This window comes from Rhodanobacter ginsengiterrae (genome assembly GCF_050026815.1).
Lineage (GTDB): Bacteria > Pseudomonadota > Gammaproteobacteria > Xanthomonadales > Rhodanobacteraceae > Rhodanobacter > Rhodanobacter ginsengiterrae.
The window spans coordinates 26,431-45,216 of record NZ_JALBWO010000045.1; the positions used below are offsets into that span (position 1 = coordinate 26,431).

At 66.5% G+C, this 18,786-nt stretch carries 15 protein-coding genes; 3 read left to right on the forward strand and 12 right to left on the reverse strand.

The genetic code is table 11. The annotated features are described in order from the left end of the window. Positions 1 to 2: 2 nt before the first annotated feature. The 5 genes from ACQGNJ_RS04035 to ACQGNJ_RS04055 all read right to left on the reverse strand — a co-directional run bounded on the left by ACQGNJ_RS04035 (position 3) and on the right by ACQGNJ_RS04055 (position 5,838). Complete coding sequence (locus ACQGNJ_RS04035; RefSeq protein WP_426687952.1) at positions 3 to 1,532, reverse strand: MFS transporter; 1,530 nt, start codon at positions 1,530 to 1,532, stop codon at positions 3 to 5. 27 nt (positions 1,533 to 1,559) lie between these two features. Continuing rightward, positions 1,560 to 2,735 carry an HlyD family secretion protein gene (locus ACQGNJ_RS04040; protein WP_426687953.1) on the reverse strand — a complete coding sequence of 392 codons (1,176 nt, stop codon included), beginning with the start codon at positions 2,733 to 2,735 and terminating at the stop codon, positions 1,560 to 1,562. Continuing rightward, positions 2,732 to 4,231, reverse strand: coding sequence for an efflux transporter outer membrane subunit (locus tag ACQGNJ_RS04045; protein WP_426687954.1), 1,500 nt, complete (start codon positions 4,229 to 4,231; stop codon positions 2,732 to 2,734). Before ACQGNJ_RS04045 ends, ACQGNJ_RS04040 begins: the two co-directional genes overlap by 4 nt. 65 nt (positions 4,232 to 4,296) lie before the next feature. After that, a complete protein-coding gene (locus ACQGNJ_RS04050) occupies positions 4,297 to 4,755 on the reverse strand; it encodes a MarR family winged helix-turn-helix transcriptional regulator (RefSeq protein ID WP_426687955.1) in 459 nt (152 codons plus the stop codon). Between the two features lie 333 nt (positions 4,756 to 5,088). After that, the gene (locus ACQGNJ_RS04055) at positions 5,089 to 5,838 is read right to left on the reverse strand and encodes an SDR family oxidoreductase (protein WP_426687956.1); all 750 of its coding nucleotides are present in this window, start codon (positions 5,836 to 5,838) and stop codon (positions 5,089 to 5,091) included. 104 nt (positions 5,839 to 5,942) lie between these two features. Between ACQGNJ_RS04055 and ACQGNJ_RS04060 the strand changes: the two genes are divergently transcribed. Together ACQGNJ_RS04060 and ACQGNJ_RS04065 are read left to right on the forward strand one after the other, a co-directional pair. Then, positions 5,943 to 6,857 (forward strand): LysR family transcriptional regulator, encoded by a 915-nt coding sequence (locus ACQGNJ_RS04060; RefSeq protein ID WP_426687957.1) that lies wholly within the window; start codon positions 5,943 to 5,945, stop codon positions 6,855 to 6,857. Between the two features lie 140 nt (positions 6,858 to 6,997). Next, positions 6,998 to 8,086 carry an NADP-dependent oxidoreductase gene (locus tag ACQGNJ_RS04065; protein ID WP_426687958.1) on the forward strand — a complete coding sequence of 363 codons (1,089 nt, stop codon included), beginning with the start codon at positions 6,998 to 7,000 and terminating at the stop codon, positions 8,084 to 8,086. A gap of 111 nt (positions 8,087 to 8,197) precedes the next feature. Here the strand turns inward: ACQGNJ_RS04065 and ACQGNJ_RS04070 are convergent, their stop codons facing one another. From ACQGNJ_RS04070 to ACQGNJ_RS04090, 5 genes are all read right to left on the reverse strand, one after another. Further along, entirely contained in the window at positions 8,198 to 11,086 is a 2,889-nt protein-coding gene (locus ACQGNJ_RS04070; RefSeq protein ID WP_426687959.1) for a sensor domain-containing protein, read from the reverse strand. Positions 11,087 to 11,185: 99 nt separating this feature from the next. Further along, complete coding sequence (locus ACQGNJ_RS04075; protein ID WP_426688034.1) at positions 11,186 to 12,208, reverse strand: LacI family DNA-binding transcriptional regulator; 1,023 nt, start codon at positions 12,206 to 12,208, stop codon at positions 11,186 to 11,188. Between the two features lie 159 nt (positions 12,209 to 12,367). Beyond that, positions 12,368 to 13,792, reverse strand: a complete 1,425-nt coding sequence (locus ACQGNJ_RS04080) for a sugar porter family MFS transporter (protein WP_426687960.1) — start codon at positions 13,790 to 13,792, stop codon at positions 12,368 to 12,370. Between the two features lie 309 nt (positions 13,793 to 14,101). Next, on the reverse strand, positions 14,102 to 15,931 hold the full coding sequence (gene recQ, locus ACQGNJ_RS04085; protein ID WP_426687961.1) for a DNA helicase RecQ: 1,830 nt from the start codon (positions 15,929 to 15,931) through the stop codon (positions 14,102 to 14,104). A gap of 73 nt (positions 15,932 to 16,004) precedes the next feature. Further along, positions 16,005 to 16,346: an MGMT family protein gene (locus ACQGNJ_RS04090; RefSeq protein WP_426687962.1), complete on the reverse strand. Its 342-nt coding sequence runs from the start codon at positions 16,344 to 16,346 to the stop codon at positions 16,005 to 16,007. 69 nt (positions 16,347 to 16,415) lie between these two features. Here ACQGNJ_RS04090 and ACQGNJ_RS04095 point away from each other — a divergent pair, with 69 nt between their 5' ends. Further along, positions 16,416 to 16,820: a hypothetical protein gene (locus ACQGNJ_RS04095; RefSeq protein ID WP_426687963.1), complete on the forward strand. Its 405-nt coding sequence runs from the start codon at positions 16,416 to 16,418 to the stop codon at positions 16,818 to 16,820. 12 nt (positions 16,821 to 16,832) lie between these two features. Here ACQGNJ_RS04095 and ACQGNJ_RS04100 read toward each other — a convergent pair whose 3' ends face one another. After that, on the reverse strand, positions 16,833 to 17,951 hold the full coding sequence (locus tag ACQGNJ_RS04100) for an inorganic phosphate transporter (protein ID WP_426687964.1): 1,119 nt from the start codon (positions 17,949 to 17,951) through the stop codon (positions 16,833 to 16,835). Between the two features lie 87 nt (positions 17,952 to 18,038). Then, positions 18,039 to 18,668 (reverse strand): DUF47 domain-containing protein, encoded by a 630-nt coding sequence (locus ACQGNJ_RS04105; RefSeq protein WP_426687965.1) that lies wholly within the window; start codon positions 18,666 to 18,668, stop codon positions 18,039 to 18,041. Positions 18,669 to 18,786 lie beyond the last annotated feature (118 nt).

The window sequence follows — 18,786 nt, forward strand, 5'->3', positions numbered from 1 at the left end:
GCTCACCGGAACACACGCTGCAGCAGGGTCACCATGATGCCCAGCAAGGCGAGCGCGGCGATCAGTTCGAAGTGGTCGATGTTGGCCAGCAGGGCCGCCTGCTGGCCGAGCATCTGCGCCACCCGCGCCACCGCGATCTGGCCCGCCTGCGCCGGGCCGACGCTGGCGCTCAGCGCATCCTGCAAATGGTGGACGGCGGCCTGGTAGAGCGGATTGTCGGGTGTCACCTGCGCGTTGAGCACGTTGTAATGCACGGTGCTGCGCCACTGCTGACCCAGCGTGGCGACCGAGATGCCCAACGCGATGCCGGCCTGGCCAAGCATGTTCTTCACCTGCTGCGCATTGGAAAACAGCGTCTCGTCGCTCTCCATCTGGCGAAACGTCTGCATCGCGGCGATCGGCAACATCGTCAGCAGGAAGACGTTGTAGCAGGCCAGCGCGGGCAGCACGTGCCACCAGGGGTCGGCGGAGGGATCAAGCCGCGCCAGCATGATGCCGAACAGCCCCAACGCGACGAAGCCGGTGATCCAGAACTTGCGCGGTGACGGATGCTTCGGCACAAGCTTCATGACGACCATGAAGGTCGCCGCCGCGGCCAGCGCGCCGACTGCCTCGAAATGCCCTACCGTTGCCCACGAATAGCCCAGTGTCCGCTGCAGCATCACCGGTATCACGTAGTTGTTCGAACCCAGCATCAGGTAGCCGAACAGGAACAGCATGATGCCGGCGATATAGCGGGTGTGCAGCATCGCGCCCAGGTGCAGCAGTGGCTGCCGATGCAGCCTCTGGTGACGGGCGTAGAAGATCAGTGCCAACACCGCCGCCACCAGCACACCGACCACGTACAGCGCGTCAGCGTAGAAGTCGTAGTAGAAGCGTTGCAGCGAATAGAGCAGTCCGAAGCTGCCGCCGACCAGCAGCACCTGCAGCCATGGATTCCAGTCGCTGCGCCCTTCCTCGTAACCGCGCAGGTCGTTGTTCAGGCTGTAGCTGGCAAGCACGAAGGCGACCACGTCGAGTCCGGCCAGCAGCCAGAAGATCGCCGACCACGTATCGCCGGAAACCGCCTGCGCTGCCAGCCACGGGCCGGCGGAGATGGAGAGCGCCAGCGCATAGCCCAGCGACTTGATGCCGAGGAAGCGCTTTGGCCCCACCAGCCGGTGATGGATGATCATGCGCGCCGAGGTGAACAATGCGCCGCCACCGACCGCCATCACGAAGCGGCCGAGCAGGAACGAGGCAAAGTCGTGGCTGGTCGCGCACAGCACCGCGCCGAACAGCGAGACTGCCGTGGCGCACTGCATGAACAGCCGCCCGCCGAGATGGGTCACCAGCCAACGCTGCATCGAGATCATCAGGATCGCCACGCTGGCATAGATCGCCGCGATCAGGCTGAAGTCCTCCGGCGTGATGCTCACCTCGCCCATGATCGGGCCGGCGCCGAACGCGACCATGCTCAATTGCAGGAACTCGATCGCGGTCAGCACGAAAATCGTGGCGCATACCAGCCATTCCCGCGTGCGTGCATTCATGACGATGATCTCCGGGCGCGCCGATGGCTACTGATTGGCCGCGATGATCTTGTCGACCACCGCGTCGGCGCTGGCCAGCTCATGCGCAAACACGTCAGTGCGATAACCATGCTCCGGCGAACCGGCCGTCACCAGTCGGCTGCCTTCGCGCTGACGGGTTGCCACGGAGACCTTCATCGACAGGCCGAGCTGCAACGGATGCTTCGCCACCTGCTGCGGGTCCAGCGCGATGCGGATCGGCACGCGCTGCACCACCTTGATCCAGTTGCCGGTGGCGTTCTGCGCCGGCAGCAGCGAGAACGCGCTGCCGGTACCGGCGTCCTGGCCGACCACGGTGCCGTGATAGACCACATCGTCGCCATACACGTCCGCCACCAGATCGACTTGCTGGCCGATGCGGATGTGCCGCAGCTGGGATTCCTTGAAGTTCGCATTCACCCACAGGTGATCCAGCGGCACCACCGACATCAGCGACACGCCCGGATTGATCTTCTGGCCGAGCTGCACGTTGCGCTTGGTCACCATGCCGGTGACCGGCGCGGGCACCTCGGTGCGATAGACGGCTATCCATGCATCGCGTACCTGCGAGGCGGCGGCCAGCACCTCGGGGTTGTTGGCGATCGAGGTGCGGTCGATCAGCGCACTGCTGCCCGCCACCTGCTGGGTAGCGACATCCAGTGCGGCGGTGGCGGCGCGCACGGCGTCTTCGGCATGCTTCACTTCCTCGCCCGAAATCGCACCGCTGGCGAGCAGCTCGTGCCGGCGGGCGAGGTCGGCCTTCGCCTTGGACAGCTCGACCTGGCGCAGTTGCACGTTGGCGCGCGTCTGCCCCACGTTGGCGTATTGCGCGCGCACCATGCGCACGCTGCGCGCCAGCTGGGCTTCGGCGCGGGCCAGCGCCAGCCGGGCGTCGGTGTCGTCGAGACGTACCACGTTGCTGCCGGCCTTCACGTAATCGGTATTGTCCGCACCGATGGCGGTGACGACGCCCGTGACCTGCGCCGTCACCGCGACCACGTTGCCATCGACATAGGCGTCCTCGGTGGTCTCGCGGTACTGGCCGGCGACCAGCCACCAGATGATCGCGCCGATGACCGCGATCACCACCACGGCGATGCCGAGCCACTGGCCCAGGCGCGAGCGCGGCGGTGGTGTCGGCGTTGGCACAGCGCTCTCTTGCGACATATTTGCATCGGTGTTCATGACTTGCTCCCGTGGGGTTGGGCATGGGCAATCGAGGTGGTGTCGGGTACGGCGGCCGGCTGGTAGCCGCCACCGAGCGCGCGGGTCAGGTTCAGCCGCAGCTCGCGCTGGCGCGACTGCGACTGGATCACCTGCTGCTTCTGCGCCAGCACCTGGCCCTCGGCCGCCAGTACCTGCAGATAGTTCGCCAGCCCGCTGCGGTAGCGCGCCTGGGCCAATGCGTAGGCATGCTCGGTCAGCCGCAGGGCCTCGTCCTGTTCGTGCACCTGTTGTTGCAGCCATTGCAGCGACACCAGCTGGTCGACCACGTCGTGCACTGCGGCGATCACGGTGGCGTTGTAGTGCTCCACCGCGGCGTCGTAGCCGGCCTGGTGCACACCGAGGTTTCCGCGCAAGCGGCCGCCGTCGAAGATCGGCAGCGAGATCGCCGGGCCGATGCCCAGCACGCGGCTGCCGGCATCGAGGAAGTCGTCGAAGCCCCGACTCTGCAAGCCGACCAGGCCATTGAGGCTGATGTTGGGATAGAACTGCGCCTTGGCGACCTTGATGTCCTGGCTGGCCGCCTCGACCCGCCAGCGATCGGCGACCACGTCGGGGCGACGGCCGATCAGCTCGGCCGGCAGGTTGCTTGGCAAGGTCACTTCGCCGACGCTTGCCAGTTGTGGCCGGGTGATGCGTGCCCCGGCATCCGGCCCCTGCCCTTGCAGCGCGGCGAGCTGGTTGTTGATCAGTGCGATGGATTCACCGATCGCGGCGATGCGCTCACGCGCGGCCGGCAAGGCAGCCTCGGCCTGAGTCAGTTCCAGCTGCGAGTCGATCTGTGCGGCGACCCGCTTGCGGGTCAGCTCCAGCGTCTGTTCGCGCTGTTTCAGCGTGTCCTGTGCCAGGTCGCGTTGCGCATAGGCCAGGTCCAGCCGCAGGTAGGTGCGCGCCAGCGCCGTGGTCAGCATCAGCCGCGCCGCCTGCAGGTCCACTTCGGCCGCGTGGGCGCGATCGAGGGCGGCGTCCGTGGCCGCGCGATTCTTGCCCCAGAAATCGAGCTCGTAACCCACCCCGAGCGACAGGTCGTTGATGGTCTGCCAGCTGCCGGCAATCGGCGGCGGCACGGTGCCGTTCTCGCTGAAGCGCTGGCGGGTGCTGTGCAGGCTGGCGTTGGCTTGCGGGTACAGCGACGCACCGACCACCTCGGCCACCGCCTGGGCTTGGCGCACGCGCGCTTCGGCAATGCGCAAGCCGGGCTGGCCGCTCAATGCGTCGTCCATCATGCGGTCCAACTGCGGGTCGCCGAAGCTGGTCCACCAGGTGTCCTGCGGCCAGGCGGCGGGCGAGAGCTTGCTGCTCGCCAGGCTCTGGCCGGCCGCCACCTGGCTCGGGTCGATCGCAGTGGCATGGGTATGCAGGCCGCGCATGCTGGCGCAACCGGCGAGTGCGAGTGCCAGCAGCGACAGCGCAAGCCGCGGCAGGGAAGCGGGTTTCAGGAGTAGGTGCAACGACATGTGGGCAACCCTCGATGTCTCGTCTGATAAAACAGCCTAGGCAGATATATGCCGACGCAAAAGCCTCAGGCGGTGCGTGCCGCGTTTTCCAGGATCTTTTCCAGCGACGCCTTCAACGCGACTGCCTCACGTTCTTCAAAGCCCTGCAGCAGTTCGCCGAAAACCGCCTGCACCTGGCGTCGCGCCTTCGGCACCAACGCCGCGCTTTGCTCGGTCAACTCGATCAGGTAGCTGCGCCGGTCGTCCGGGTTGGCCACGCGACGAACCAGGCCCTTCTTCTCGATCCGGTCCAGCAGCCGGGTCATCGCGCCCGAGTCGTAACCGAGCACCCGGCACAAGTCGCCGATCGTGCTGCCGCGGCCCTTGGCGATGGTGTTGAAGACCACGAACTGGGCCGCGGTGATGTCCAAGGGCTGCAGCTCGCGTTCGATCGAACTCCAGATCGCGTTGCGCACGCCGGTGATCAGGAAGCCGAGCTCGCCGGTCGAAAGCTGCGACTTGATGCTGGCTGGCGTGGTTTTCATGATCGTCTCCTCGATGACGACCGCAATTTATCTGCCTAGGCTGTTTCTGTCAAGTGATGGTATTTCGACGCCGGGATCTGCCTGCAGCATGAAGGCCGCGGTGGGCACATGATCGGCGGGCCAGCCGGCCGCGTATTTCACGAAGCATCCGCCACTGGAACGAAATGATCCCGGACGGGAACGATCAGACCTGGCCCGCCCCGCCGTCCACCGCCAGCTCGGTACCGGTGCGAAGGCGATGATCACGCCGATTTTCCGGCGCGTCCGTCACGGATGCACCGGGGTTTGTTCGAACCTGCCGGACGGCAGCTAGGCCGTCCGGCGACGGGTTGATCAAAGCTGGCTCATGCCGCCGTCGATCACGATTTCGGTGCCTACGATGAAGGCCGACTCCGCGGCCGCCAGATGCAGCACGGTGGCAGCGACCTCGCCCGGCTCACCGAACCGGCCCAGCGGCACCTGCCCCTGGATCTGCGCGGCGGTGGCTTCCAGCGTGGCCGCGTCCAGGCCCAGCTTGCCGTACAGCGGCGTGCTGATCGGGCCGGGGCTGACCACGTTGACGCGCACGCCACGCGGCAACAGCTCCGCCGACAGCGTCCTGGCCAGCGAGATCAGTGCGGCCTTGCTCGCGGCATAGACCGACGAGTTCGGCATGCCGATGTGCGCGTTGATCGAGCCGTTGAGCACGATCGACGCACCGGCGTTGAGCAGCGGCAACAAGGCCTGGATCTGGAAGTAGGCGCCCTTGACGTTGGTGTCGAAGCCCTGGTTCCACAGTGCCTCCGTGACCTCGGGCAGCGGCGCGAACTTCGCGCTGCCGGCGTTGATGAACACGGCATCCAGCCGGATCTGCTGGCTGGCCAGCGCGACGGCCAGCTCCCTCGCGTCGGCGACGACGCCGGCGTCATTGCGCAAGGCGATCGCGCTGGCGCCCAGGCTGGCCTTCGCCGCTGCCAGGGCCGCCGGATCGCGACCGGTAATGACGACTCGCGCGCCTTCGGCGACAAACGCCTGGGCCGCGGCCAAGCCGATGCCGCTGCTGCCGCCGGTGACGAGTACGGACTTGCCTTCGAAACGATTCATGATGTGCTCCAGTGTGGTTGGGGTGGTTCAGTGAGCACAGCTTGTTCCCGGCTCGCCGCTTTGCCGTACCATCGTTTCGACGAACTCGTTCGAAGGAGTTGCACATGTTGTCCGACGACGAACTGGCCCTGCTCGAAGCGATCCGCAGCACTGGCAGCCTGTCTCGCGCGGCGGCACAGCTGGGCAAGGCGCCTTCCACCGTGTCGCATGCGGCGCGCCAGCTCGAAACACGTTTCGATGCGCTGCTGTTCGACCGCCGGCGCTACCGGCTGCAACTCACTCCGGCCGGCGAGCTGCTGACCAACGAGGCCGGGCGGCTGATCCTGGATTCGGCGCGGCTGGGCCAGCGCGTGAAGCAGGTGGCCAGCGGCTGGGAAGACCGCCTGCGCATCGTCACCGACGAGGTGCTGGAGTTCGAAACCCTGCTGCCGGTGATCCGCGCGTTCGACGCCCTGCAGTCGGGTGTGTCGCTGCGCCTGACCCACGAGGTGCTCGGCGGCACATGGGAAGCCCTGCGCGAGGGGCGCGCCGAGCTGGTGGTGGGCGCCACCAATGAGCCACCGGCGATGCCGAAGCTGCGCTGGTTCGAACTCGGAACGATGGACTGGGTGTTCGCCGTCGGCGCGCACCATCCGCTGGCCGGAGCCGCCGAGCCGCTGTCACAGGACCTGATCAGCTCCTGTCGCTCGGTGGTGGTGGCCGACTCCTCGCGCAGCCTTGGCCGTGCTTACGGCGTGCTCGGCGGCCAGGCCACGCTGGCGGTGCCGAGCATGCGGGCGAAGATCCTCGCCCAGCGCGACGGCCTGGGCGTGGGCTGGCTGCCGCGCCACCGCGCCAGCGCCCTGCTCAGGGACGGCCAGCTGGTGGAAAAGAAGATGATCGATCCGCGCGAACCGAACACGCTCTACGTCGCCTGGCGCAGCGATCACGAAGGTCGCGCACTGGCCTGGTGGCTGGAGCAACTGCGACAGCCACGGCTGGCGAAGCGGCTGATCCAGGGCCTGCCAGTATCGCCCTGAGCCACCGCACGCGCGCGACGAGGGACAAGCTTGCGCCCCGCCATGCCAAGGCGCATGGGTGATGGCGACTCCGGCGAACACCACATCGCAGGTTGTCGGTGGTGCGAGGGCGCGAAGAACATCCAAACCGAAGAAAGATCGTGCAATCCATCATGGCCGGCATGGCCACATGCTTCGCACAGCTTTGGTGTCCCGTGAACACGGTAGGCACCAACGCCGACGAGCACGCCCGGGACAGTCCGGCCAGACGAGACGATGCCATGCCCACCCGACAGTCCACTGCACCTCGACACGACCGGATGAAAGCCGTCCGCGTCCACCAGTTCGGTGCCATTGATGCCATGCAAATGGAGGAAATCGAGCGCCCCGTGCCAGCTGCGGGACAAGTGCTCGTCCGCGTGCATGCCGCGGGCGTCGGACCGTGGGATGCGTGGGTGCGTGCTGGCCTGAGCAAGCTTGGGCAACCGTTGCCGCTGACCCCCGGCTCGGACATCTCCGGAACGGTGGAAGCGGTCGGTGAAGACGTCAACGAACTGTTTCCGGGCGACATCGTCTACGGCGCAACCAATCCTCTGTTCACCGGCGGCTACGCTGAATTCGCCGTTGCCGAGGCCGGCATGCTTGCGCTCAGACCGCAGCGGCTCAGCCATGTGGAGGCCGCCTCGATCCCTGTCGTGGCCTGCACCGCGTGGCAACTGGTGCACGTACACGGCGAAGTGGATCACAGCAGACGCGTGCTGATCCACGGCGCTGCCGGCAACGTGGGCGCGTATGCGGTGCAGTTTGCAAAACTCGCCGGCGCCTTCGTGATCGGCACCTGCCGGCATGCCGATACCGCCGTCCTCGAACAGCTGGGTGTGGATGTCATCGTTGACGTGGACGCCGGACGATTCGAGGAAGCAGCGGAGAATGTGGATGTGGTCCTCGACACCGTGGGCGGCGACACGCTGGAGCGATCCGTGGAGATCGTGCGCCCGGGTGGCGTGATCGTCTCCTCGGTCGCTCCGCCCGACCCGGGCCGGACCGCCAGCAAGGGCATTCGCGGCGCATTCTTCTATGTATCGGTGGATACGGCCAACCTCACGCAAATTGCCCGTCTGCTCGACGCCGGCGACATCGTGTCCAACGTGGGAGACGTGCTGCCTTTGTCGCAGGCACGTCTGGCCCACGCGATGCTGGACGGCAAACCGCACAAGCCGGGCAAGATCGTTCTGACGATCCAGCCGTGATCCGCATGGCATGAATGCCCCTCCCGGATACAGCCACCGCTTTCGTCGTGTCCCTGGCGCGCGTATCGAATGCACACGTTGCGCCAGATCAGCGCAGGAAACCGGTTGCGCTCATCGGCATGCGCGCGCAACGTCCAGGCGTCGCTCCGCTTCGATGGCGCACAAGGGGGCGCCCAGGTAAAAACCCTGCAGCTCGTCGCAACCGGCCGCGACCAGGAACGCCGCCTGCGCCGCGTCAGCGACACCCTCGGCGGCCACCGTCATGTGCAGCTCGTGCGCCACGGCGATGATGGTACGAACGATCGCGGCATCGGCGGCGTCGTTCGGCAGGCCACTTACAAAGCCCTGGTCGATCTTCAGCTTGTCGATCGGGAATTGCTTCAGATAGGCCAGACTGGAATAGCCGGTGCCGAAGTCGTCCAGCGACAGCCCGATGCCCAGCGCCTTGAGTTCGGCCAGCGTGCGCTGCACGCGCCACACGTTCTCCATGAACGAGCTCTCGGTGATCTCGATGTCCAGCATGGCCGGCGGCACCAGGTAACGCCGCAGCGCGCCAGCCACCTGCGCGACCAGCCCCGGCCGCTGCAACTGCTGGGCCGAGACATTCACGGCGACGCTGAAGTCGCGATGGCCGCGATCCAGCCATTCACGTACTTGCCGACAGGCGGCGTCGAGCACCCACTCGCCAATCTCGGGCATCAGGCCGAGCGCTTCGGCGATCGGAATGAAGCGATTCGGAGGAACCACGCCGAGCTGCCGGCTGGTCCAGCGCAACAGCGCCTCGAAACCGGTCAGCCCCCGGTTGGCACCCTCGTGCTGCGGTTGATAGTGGAGCGTCAACTCGCCCAGCCGGATCGCATCGCGCAGGTGGTTGCCCAGCAGCAGGCTGTCCTCCAGCTTCTGCATCTGCCGCGGTGAAAACTCGCAGGCACGGTCGCGGCCTTCCTGTTTGGCCTGGTGCATGGCCGCCTCGGCACGTCGCAGCAGCAGCTTCGCATCGCTGCCGTGTTCGGCCGAATGACTGATGCCGACGCTGGCGGTCAACAGCAGGCGGTAATCCTCGCCTTCGATCGGCTCGGCCACCGTGGCCCGCAGGCGTTCCGCCAGCTCCAGCACCGCGGCCGGCGACAGCGCGGCCACCGTCACCACGAATTCGTCGCCGGCGAAGCGCGAGATCCGCCCCCGCCCATCGAGGGCGAATTGCAGGCGAATGGCCAGGCGCTGCAGCACGTCGTCGCCGGTGGGATGGCCTACCGATGCGTTGACCAGCTGGAAGCGATCCAGCCCGATCACCAGCACCGATGCCGGCACGGCCGCATGACGCAGGATTTCCCCCAGCGAGTGCTCCAGCATCAGGTGATGCTGCAGACCGGTGACCGGATCATGAGTGGATGCATAAGCCAGTTCCGCTTCGATCCGCCGCCGGTCGGTAATGTCGCGGGCCACCGCATAGACCAATTCGTCCGGCGCCACGAACGATGCCCATTCCAGCAGGCGCTCGCTGCCGTTGCGGCAGAAGCAACGGGTCACGAAGTCATGTATTCGCTGGCCGGCAGCATCGAGTTGCGACATCGGATCGACGTCCAGCGCATCGCTTTCCAGACGCAGGAAGTCGCGATAGCTGCGCGATTTCAAGTCCTCGGCGGAATAGCCGGTCACGCGCGGAAACGAGGGATTGAACTGCACCAGCCGCTGCGACTTCGGATCGATGATGCAGAAGATCTCCATCGACATGTCGAAGAAGCGATTGCGCTCGCGCAGGCGACGGTTCCGTTGCTCGCTTTCGATCGCGATGGCGGTGATCGGCAACATGCGATCGATGCTGTAGAGCTCCTCCGCCCGCGGCTCGCGCGGCTCGTGGAAGTACACCGCGAAGGTACCCAGCACGTTGCCGCCGCCACCGAACACCGGGGTCGACCAGCAGGCCTTCAGCCCATGCACGAGAGCCAGCGACTTGTAGTTTTCCCAATACGGGTGGGTGGCGATATCGGCCACCACCACGCGTTCGCGGCGCCATGCGGCGGTACCGCAGGAGCCGCGTGCGTCGCCCACCTCCAGCCCGTGCAGGGCCTGGCTGTACGCCGCTGGCAAGCTGGGCGCGGCGCCATCCATCACGTGATGGCCGCTTTCGTCGAGCAACAGGATCGAACACAGCGCGTCGGGGTTCATGGCTTCATGCAGCAGCGCGATCTGCTCCAGGCTTTGTGCCAGCGGAAGCTGCCCGGCGATGCCGGCGAGGATCTCGTGCTGACCGCCCTCGAGCTGTTCGGCACGATGACGTTCGGTGACGTCCTGGCACGCACCCACCATGTGCGTCGCCTGGCCATCTTCATCCAGGTCCACGGCGCCGCGACTCAACAGGGTACGCACCGAGCCGTCGGCACGCACGATGCGCTCCTCGAATTCGAACGGCTGGTGATCGCGCAAGGCCTGCTGGATGGTTTGTTGCACCCGCTGCCGGTCCTGTGAATGCACCAGGCCAAGATAGGCCTCGAAGGTGGCGGCATGCTGTTCCGGCGCGATGCCGTAGATGCGATACAACTCGGCCGACCAGCTCACCCGATTGCCGGGGATGTCCCAGTCCCAACTGCCGATATGCGCCACTTGCTGCGCCTGCGACAGCGTTCGCTGGCGCTGCATCAGTTCCTGTTCGACCCGCTTGCGTTCGGTGATGTCGAGAAAAAGGATGGTCAGGCCGTCTGCCGAGGGATGAATGCGGCTTTCGAACCAGCGCCCGTACGCCGGATACCAGGCTTCCCGCTGCAGCGGGCGCTGCTCGGCCATCGCCTGCTCGCAGGCGCGCTGGAACGGCTGGCCATCACCGCCGGGGAATTCGCTCCACATGGGGCGACCGATCAATTCCCCGGCCGCACGCCCGAACAGGTCACATGCCCTTGCATTGAGGCAGGTGCAGCGCCCATCGCGATCCAGCGCCAGGTACGCATCGGTGATGCGCTCGAAGACCTGGTGACACTCCAGCTCCGACGGGGTGCGTTCCATGGCGTTCTCGTTCCGTGATGCAAGGGAATCCGGACAGCAGCGGCAGATTACTACCGGAGCATGCTGTTCGTCCGTGGCCGTGCCGGCCAGCGACGCGATTCAGCGCAGGCTCGAACGCCGCACCATCAGCTTCACCGGCAGCACTTCGCTGTCGACCGGCTCGCCGCGGATCAGGCCGAGCAGGCTGTCGACCAGCACTTCGCCGGCCTGTCGGGTGTCCTGCAGCACGGTGGTCAGCGGCGGGTTGACGAAACTGGCGGTGGCGATGTCGTCGAAGCCGGCCAGCGCGACATCCTGCGGCACGCGCAGGCCGTGGTCGCTCAGCGCGCGCATGGCGCCGATCGCGATCAGGTCGCTGGCGGCGAACACGGCGTCGAAACCGGCTTCGCTGAGAATCAGCCTGCGCATCGCCTCATAGCCGGACTGCTCGGTGCTTTCGGCATTTTCCTGCAGCTCGTGGTGCACCTTGAACCCGGCCTGCGCGAGCGCCTGCACATAGCCGCGATAACGTCCGAAGAATTCCGGGTAGTGGCTGGAGGCGTCGCCGAGAAAGGCGATGCGGCGACAGCCGCGCTCGATCAGGTGCTCGGCAACAGCCTGTCCGCCGCGAAAGTTGTCGCAGCCAATCGACACCCCGGGCTGGTCGGGCAGCACCGCGCCCCAGCGCACGAAACGGGTGCCCTGGGCGACCAGCTTTTCCAGCTTGTCGGTATAGGCCAGGTAGTCGCCATAGCCGAGCAGGATCAGGCCGTCGGCCTTCTTGCTGTCGGCGAAGTCGGCATGCCAGTCGTGCGAGAACTGCTGGAACGATATCAGCAGGTCATAGCCCTGCAGCGCGCAGGCGCGGGTGATCGAGCCGAGCATCGACAGGAAGAACGGGTTGATGTGCGACTCGTCGGCGGTGGGATCTTCGAAAAACAGCAGCGCCAGCGTGCCGGTATTCATCTTGCGCAGGTTCGACGCGTTCTTGTCGACCTTGTAGTTGAGCTGTTCGGCGGCGGCCTGGATCCGCCGCCGGGTTTCCTCATTGACCAGCGGGCTGCCACGCAGCGCGCGCGACACCGTGGCCTGGGAAACCCCGGCCAGGTGGGCAATGTCGATTGAGGTGGCCTTTGCCTTCATCCGCAGCGCGATCCGCCCGTGCTCCCAGCGACGGCGCAACGCCATCGTCCCCGAATCCTAGCCGGTTTGCGCGCCGCGCGTCGTATCGGGCCTGGCGCGCCTCGCGCGCGGCACAACCCAGCCGCGCCAGGCCCGCCGTTCCGTGCTGACCCTGGATGCTCATGCCTGCATGTCCTCCAGTTCGACACCCTTGGTCTCACGCACGCCGGACAGCACGAACAGCAGCGACAACACGGCGAAGCCGGCGTACAAGCCGTAGGCAAAGGTGAGGCCCAGCTCGGCCAGCGCCGGGAACGTGCTGGTGATGGCGAAGTTGGCCAGCCATTGCGCCGCGGCGGCAACCGCCAGCGCGGTGGCACGGATATGGTTGGGGAACATCTCGCCCAGCAGCACCCACACCACCGGGCCCCAACTGACGCCGAAGAACACGACGTAGGCATTGGCCGCGACCAGCGCGACCATGCCGACCGAGCCAGGCAGGCTCAGCGCCGCGCCGGTGCCGGTGGCCTGTGAAAAGCACCACGCCATCGCACCGAGGGTGATCGCCATGCCGGCCGAGCCAACCACCAGCAGCGGCTTGCGCCCGACCTTGTCGACCAGGGCGATCGCCACCAGGGTGACCAGCACGTTGACGATCGAGGTGACCACGGTGATGGTGAACGAGTCGGCCTCGCTGAAGCCCACCGAATGCCACAGGGTGGAGGAGTAGTAGAAGATCACGTTGATGCCCACGAACTGCTGGAACACCGACAACAGGATGCCGATCCACACCACCGGCAGCAGCCCGGCCGCCTTGCCGCGCAAGTCGCTCAGGCGCGGCTTGTGCTCCGAGCGCAGGCTTTCGCGGATGTCGTGCAGCTTGCTGTCCAGCGCCGCGTCGCTGTGCATGTTAAGCACCTTGCGCAGCACCACGCGGGCCTCGTCGAGGCGGCCCTTGGCCACCAGATGACGCGGCGACTCCGGCACGCCGAGCACCAGCACGCCATAGATCAGCGCCGGCAGGGTCGCCACCAGGAACATCCAGCGCCACGCGGCCAGGCCGAGCCACAACGGCTGGCTGGAGCCACCGGCCGTGCCGGACAGCCAGGCATCGCTGAGCAGCGCGGCGAAGATGCCCAGCACGATCGCCAGTTGCTGCATCGAACCGAGCCGGCCGCGGATGCGCGCGGGCGACACCTCGGCAATGTAGGTGGGGGCAATCACCGAGGCCACGCCGACGCCGATGCCGCCGACCAGACGCCACAGGATCAAGTCCCATACCGCGGTGACCAGGCCGGAGCCGATCGCACTGGCAACCAGCAGCACGGCCGCAACCTGCATAGTACGCACGCGGCCGAAGCGATTGGCCAGCATGCCGGCGTACCAGGCGCCCAGCGCCGAGCCCAGCAGCGCACAGGACACCGCGAAGCCGGTTTGCGCCGCATCCAGCGCGAAGCTGCCGCGAATCGCATCGACCGCGCCATTGATCACCGCGGTATCGAAACCGAACAGGAATCCGCCCAGCGCCGCGGCGGCAGAGATCAACACCACCCGCGCCGTGGCGTGCCGGCCCAGTCCATCGCCTGTTGCGTCCATCGTGCTCATCGCGCCTCCCCCAACGTCATGGCCTGTGATCGCAGCCGATTCTGCGGTGTGTGTGTGGTGCTGTCTGGCTGAATACGTATGCAGGAGCGAAGACGCCAGCCCCGCGCCCGCGCCGGCCTGCCCGCCGGGCACCGCTGTCGGGCGCTACTATGACAGCGCTGTCATCATTCGCCAAGCCCGTTTCCCGAGCCTTGCCTGCCGTGGCTCGACGAGGGTGGTTCGCACGGAAAGACGACGCGCCAGCCACATCGAATGGAGCGCGGCGCAAAGGCACTCGGGAACGCCGATGAAGCGGCGCGGCCTGGGCCGCTATTGCGCCGCGTTGATCACGGCAAGGAAATCGCGGCCATAGCGCTTGAGCTTGGCCTCACCAACGCCGCTGACGCCGGCCAGCTCGTCTTCGTTGGCCGGCATGGCGCGCAGCATGGCCAGCAAGGTGGCGTCGTGAAAGACCACGTACGGCGGCACGCCCTGCTGTTTCGCCAGCTGGGTGCGCAGTGCACGCAGTTCGTCCCACATCGGCTGCTCGTAGGCCTCGATGCCGAGGCTGCCGCCATGCCGCGGATCGCCGGTGATCAGCTTGCTGTCGCGTCGGCGCCGGGTGGCGCGTTCGGGACGTGCATCTTCGCGCAGCTTGACCGCCTTGCCGCCGCTGAGCACGGCACGGCTGGCCGCTGTGAGGCGCAGCGTGCCGAAGCCTTCGGCGTCCGCTTCGAGCAGGCCGGCGGCCAGCAACTGGCGGAACACCGAGCGCCATTGCTTGTCGTCCAGTTCGGCGCCGATGCCGAAGGTGCTCAGGCGGTGGTGGTCCAGGCTCAACACGCGCTCGGTCTCCTCGCCGCGCAGCACCGCGATGACATGGCCGGAACCGAAGCGCTGGCCGGTGCGGTACACCGCCGACAGCGCCTTCTGCGCCGGCACCGTGGCGTCCCAGGTTTTCGGCGGCGCGATGCAGTTGTCGCAATGCCCGCAGGGACCGGGATAGGTTTCGCCGAACGCGCCCAGCAACATCTGGCGGCGGCAGTCGATCGCCTCGGCATAGGCCAGCAGCGACTCCAGCTTCTGCCGCTCGACCCGCTTGCGCTCGTCGGCCGATTCGGACTGCGCGATCATCTGGCTCATGGTGACCACGTCGGACAGGCCGTAGATCATCCACGCCTCGGCCGGCAAGCCATCGCGACCGGCGCGACCGGTTTCCTGGTAGTAGCCCTCGATGCTGCGCGGCAGGTCCAGGTGCGCCACGAAGCGCACGTCGGGCTTGTCGATGCCCATGCCGAAGGCGACGGTGGCGACCATCACCACGCCATCCTCGCGCAGGAAGCGCTGCTGGTTTTTCGCGCGCGTCGCCGCATCCAGCCCAGCGTGATAAGGCAAGGCCTCGATGCCCGACTCGGCCAGCCAGGCGGCGGTGTCGTCCACCTTGCGCCGGCTGAGGCAATAGACGATGCCCGACTCGCCTTCGTGGCCGAGCAGGAATTCACCCAGCTGGCGCTTCGCGTTGTGGCGCTGGCCGACGCGGTAGCCGATGTTGGGCCGATCAAAACTGGAGACGAATTGCCGGGCGCCCTGCAGCGACAGCCGCTCGACGATCTCCTCGCGGGTGCGCTGATCGGCGGTGGCGGTGAGCGCGATGCGCGGCACCGCGGGAAAGCGCTGGTGCAGGATCGCCAGCTCACGGTATTCCGGGCGGAAGTCATGCCCCCACTGCGACACGCAGTGCGCCTCGTCGATCGCGAACAGCGCCACCTCGGTGCTTTCCAGCTGGGTCAGGAAGCGGCTGGTGAGCAGTCGCTCCGGCGCCACGTAAAGCAGGTTCAGTTCGCCCGCCAGCAACTGTCGCTCGACCTCGCGCTGCTCGTCGGCGGCCAGGCTGGAATTGAGGAACGCGGCGGCCACGCCGGCCTCGCGCAAGGCGTCGACCTGATCCTGCATCAGCGCGATCAGTGGTGACACCACGATGCCGGTGCCCTGGCGCAGCAACGCGGGAATCTGGAAGCACAACGATTTGCCGCCACCGGTGGGCATCAGCACCAGCGCGTCGCCACCTTCGTTCAGATGTTCAACGACGGCCGCCTGCTCGCCGCGGAAACTGGGATAGCCGAAAACGCTTTGAAGAATGTCGAGTGCGCTGGAATTCATCAACGCATGCTACCAAACCCGCCCGGCGCGCCCGACGGAGACGACCGTAATCCCGCGTCAGAGCGCTCGATGCTCAGCTGTCCGGCATGCCCCACAGCGCATGGTCGAGATCGGCGTCCAGCCCGAAGCGCGACAACGGCACGCGACCGTTTTTCACCTCCACGCCCTCGGCGCGCAAGCGGCGCGACTGCTCGCGGAATCCCCGGCTGCCCGCCGGCATCGCGATGTGTCCACTGGAACGCAGCACGCGGAACCACGGCAGCTCCATGCCATCGGGCACCTCGCCCAGCAGTCGACCGACCAGACGCGCGCGACCGGGCAGTCCGGCGCGCGCGGCGATTGCGCCGTAACTGGCCACGCGTCCACGCGGAATGGCAGCAATGGCGGCGTAGATGCGGGTGGCGGCATCGTTCATGGCTTCACGCGACGCACGGGGGAATCCGTGTCAGAGTAGCTTCCGACCTTCGCCAGCGGAAGCCGCAACATGCGCCACTTCGAAGCCGTGCGTTCTCACCTCGGCAGCCTGCACGAGCTGCGCCATAACGATCCCTACCTGATCAGCTTCGATCTGCAGCTGGCACAGGATCGCTATCAGGGCATCTACCTGGCCGAGCTGGAGGACGAGGCGGGACGACGCTATCTGCGCATTTCCACGCCGGTCGGACCGCTGGCCGGCACCGATCCGAACCGCTGCCTGCGTTTCAACTGGCAGCAGCGCACGGGTTTTCTGGCGGTCGCCGACCTGGACGGCTCGCCCTACCTGCACCTGTGCGAAAATCGCCCCTACGAATTCCTCGACCAGGCCGAATTGCAGCGCGTGGTGGGTGAACTGGGAACGCTCGGCGATGAACTGGAGCAGCTGATCGCCACCGGCAACGATTCGCTGTAGACCACGCGTCGCTCAGGCGGCGTTGCGGAACAGCAGCACCAGGCCGTAGGCCAGCAGCGCGGTAACCGGCAGGGTCAGGATCCACGCCCACACCATCCGCTCGACCACCGACCAGCGGATCGCGTTGAACCGCTTGGCGGCGCCCACGCCCATGATCGAAGCCGACACGTTGTGGGTGGTCGACACCGGAATGCCGAACGCCGACGCCACCAGGATCACCGCCGCCGAGCTGGTTTCGGCCGCGAAACCGTTGATCGGATGCAGCTTGACCATCTTGTGGCCGAGCGTCTTGATGATGCGCCAGCCGCCACCGGCGGTGCCGGCCGCCATGGTCAGCGCGCACACCACCTTCACCCATATCGGGATCACGAAGCCACCGGCGGTGTTCTCCGGGATGCTGAGAAACCCCAGCCAGTGCGGCAATTGATCGAACTGGTGCGCGGCGGTGCCGCCGGCCAGCGCCAGCGCAATGATGCCCATGCTCTTCTGCGCGTCGTTGGAGCCGTGCGCCACGCCCATCGCGGTGGCCGAAAAGATCTGCGCCTTGCCGAAGAAGAAATTGACGAACGGGGTGCGACCGAACCGGTGCAGCCAGCCATGCCGGCTGGCCAGCCAGGACAACAGTGCATACAGCCCGCCCATCAGCGCGAACCCGATCACGAAGCCGCCCAGCGGCGACAGCACCATCGGCACGATCACCTTGGGGATCACGCCGTGACCGCTGAGCCAGCTACCCTGCACCCAGATCACCGAGGCGAAGTTGTCGCCCGAAGCTGCCACCGCCGCGCCCACCAGCGCGCCGACCAGCGCATGGCTGGAACTGGACGGCAGGCCCAGCCACCAGGTGATCAGGTTCCACACGATCGCCGCCAGCAGCGCGCAGATGACCAGTTGCGGCCCCACTTCGATCACCCCGGCGTTGATCAGCCCCGAGGCGATGGTGACCGCCACCGCGGTGCCCAGCATGGCGCCGATCAGGTTGGTCACCGCCGCCAGCAGCACCGCCTGCCCCGGCGACAGCACCTTGGTCGCAACCACCGTGGCGATCGAGTTGGCGGTGTCGTGAAAACCGTTGATGTAGGTGAAGGCAAGTGCGATCAGCACCTCTGCCACGACCAGGCCGAGAGTCATGCGCCGCTCCCGTCCATGACCGGCGAGTGCCGCCAACGTGGCCCGGTCGTGCCCGGGCGGCATTCGATGCGCGTCACGGCGGCGTCCTCAGGAATTCTTCAACACGATGGAGTAGACGATGTTGCCGACGTCGCGACACTTGTCGATGGCCTTCTCGATCAGCTCGAACAGGTCCTTCGCCAGCATCGCGCGCATCGCGTCGTTGCCCTCGACATACAGCGTGCGGTAGGGCGCCAGCAGCATGCGGTCGCCTTCGGATTCCAGCGCCTGCAGGCGGTCCTGCAGCTTCTTCACCGGATCGATGCGCAGCCCGCGGCGCAGCTCGTGCACCATCTGCACCACCACCGCGCTGGACTGCTCCAGCACCAGCGCGCGCTGGGCGAAGTCCACGCCGGCCAGCCGCACGGCCACGATCTCGTAGCGCTCGGCAAACTTCTCGATGGTCTTGGGGATCTTGTACAAGGCCGAATTGAGCGCCTCGATATCCTCGCGATCCAGCGCGGTGACGAAGGTGTTGACCAGGCCTTCGCTGATCTGCGCCGCCAGTTCCTTCTCGCGTGCACGGGTCACCGTGAAGGCGGCCATCATCTGCTCGGCGCCCGGCTTGGTCAGCAGTTCGTGCAGCGCCTTGGCGCTTTCGTGGGCGGTCTCGGCACTTTGTTCAAGCAAGCCGTAGAACTTGTCGCCTTTGCCGAAAATCGTCTGCAGTGAAAACATGCTGGCCATGCCTGAGAGAACAGAATGACAGGGATGTTACAGGACTGCCGTGCTGCCCTGCATCAATATGCCTGGCCTGGTGGGGTGATACGCAAGGCCAACACCACTTACACTGTGC

Coding starts and splice junctions, on each gene's coding strand:
- ACQGNJ_RS04090 (WP_426687962.1), bottom strand. CDS start 16,346: ATGAACGATGCCGCCACCCGCATCTACGCCGCCATTGCTGCCATTCCG.
- ACQGNJ_RS04105 (WP_426687965.1), bottom strand. CDS start 18,668: ATGTTTTCACTGCAGACGATTTTCGGCAAAGGCGACAAGTTCTACGGC.
- ACQGNJ_RS04035 (WP_426687952.1), bottom strand. CDS start 1,532: ATGAATGCACGCACGCGGGAATGGCTGGTATGCGCCACGATTTTCGTG.
- ACQGNJ_RS04095 (WP_426687963.1), top strand. CDS start 16,416: ATGCGCCACTTCGAAGCCGTGCGTTCTCACCTCGGCAGCCTGCACGAG.
- ACQGNJ_RS04080 (WP_426687960.1), bottom strand. CDS start 13,792: ATGAGCACGATGGACGCAACAGGCGATGGACTGGGCCGGCACGCCACG.
- ACQGNJ_RS04055 (WP_426687956.1), bottom strand. CDS start 5,838: ATGAATCGTTTCGAAGGCAAGTCCGTACTCGTCACCGGCGGCAGCAGC.
- ACQGNJ_RS04075 (WP_426688034.1), bottom strand. CDS start 12,208: ATGAAGGCAAAGGCCACCTCAATCGACATTGCCCACCTGGCCGGGGTT.
- ACQGNJ_RS04045 (WP_426687954.1), bottom strand. CDS start 4,231: ATGTCGTTGCACCTACTCCTGAAACCCGCTTCCCTGCCGCGGCTTGCG.
- ACQGNJ_RS04070 (WP_426687959.1), bottom strand. CDS start 11,086: ATGGAACGCACCCCGTCGGAGCTGGAGTGTCACCAGGTCTTCGAGCGC.
- ACQGNJ_RS04050 (WP_426687955.1), bottom strand. CDS start 4,755: ATGAAAACCACGCCAGCCAGCATCAAGTCGCAGCTTTCGACCGGCGAG.
- ACQGNJ_RS04060 (WP_426687957.1), top strand. CDS start 5,943: ATGTTGTCCGACGACGAACTGGCCCTGCTCGAAGCGATCCGCAGCACT.
- ACQGNJ_RS04100 (WP_426687964.1), bottom strand. CDS start 17,951: ATGACTCTCGGCCTGGTCGTGGCAGAGGTGCTGATCGCACTTGCCTTC.
- recQ (WP_426687961.1), bottom strand. CDS start 15,931: ATGAATTCCAGCGCACTCGACATTCTTCAAAGCGTTTTCGGCTATCCC.
- ACQGNJ_RS04040 (WP_426687953.1), bottom strand. CDS start 2,735: ATGAACACCGATGCAAATATGTCGCAAGAGAGCGCTGTGCCAACGCCG.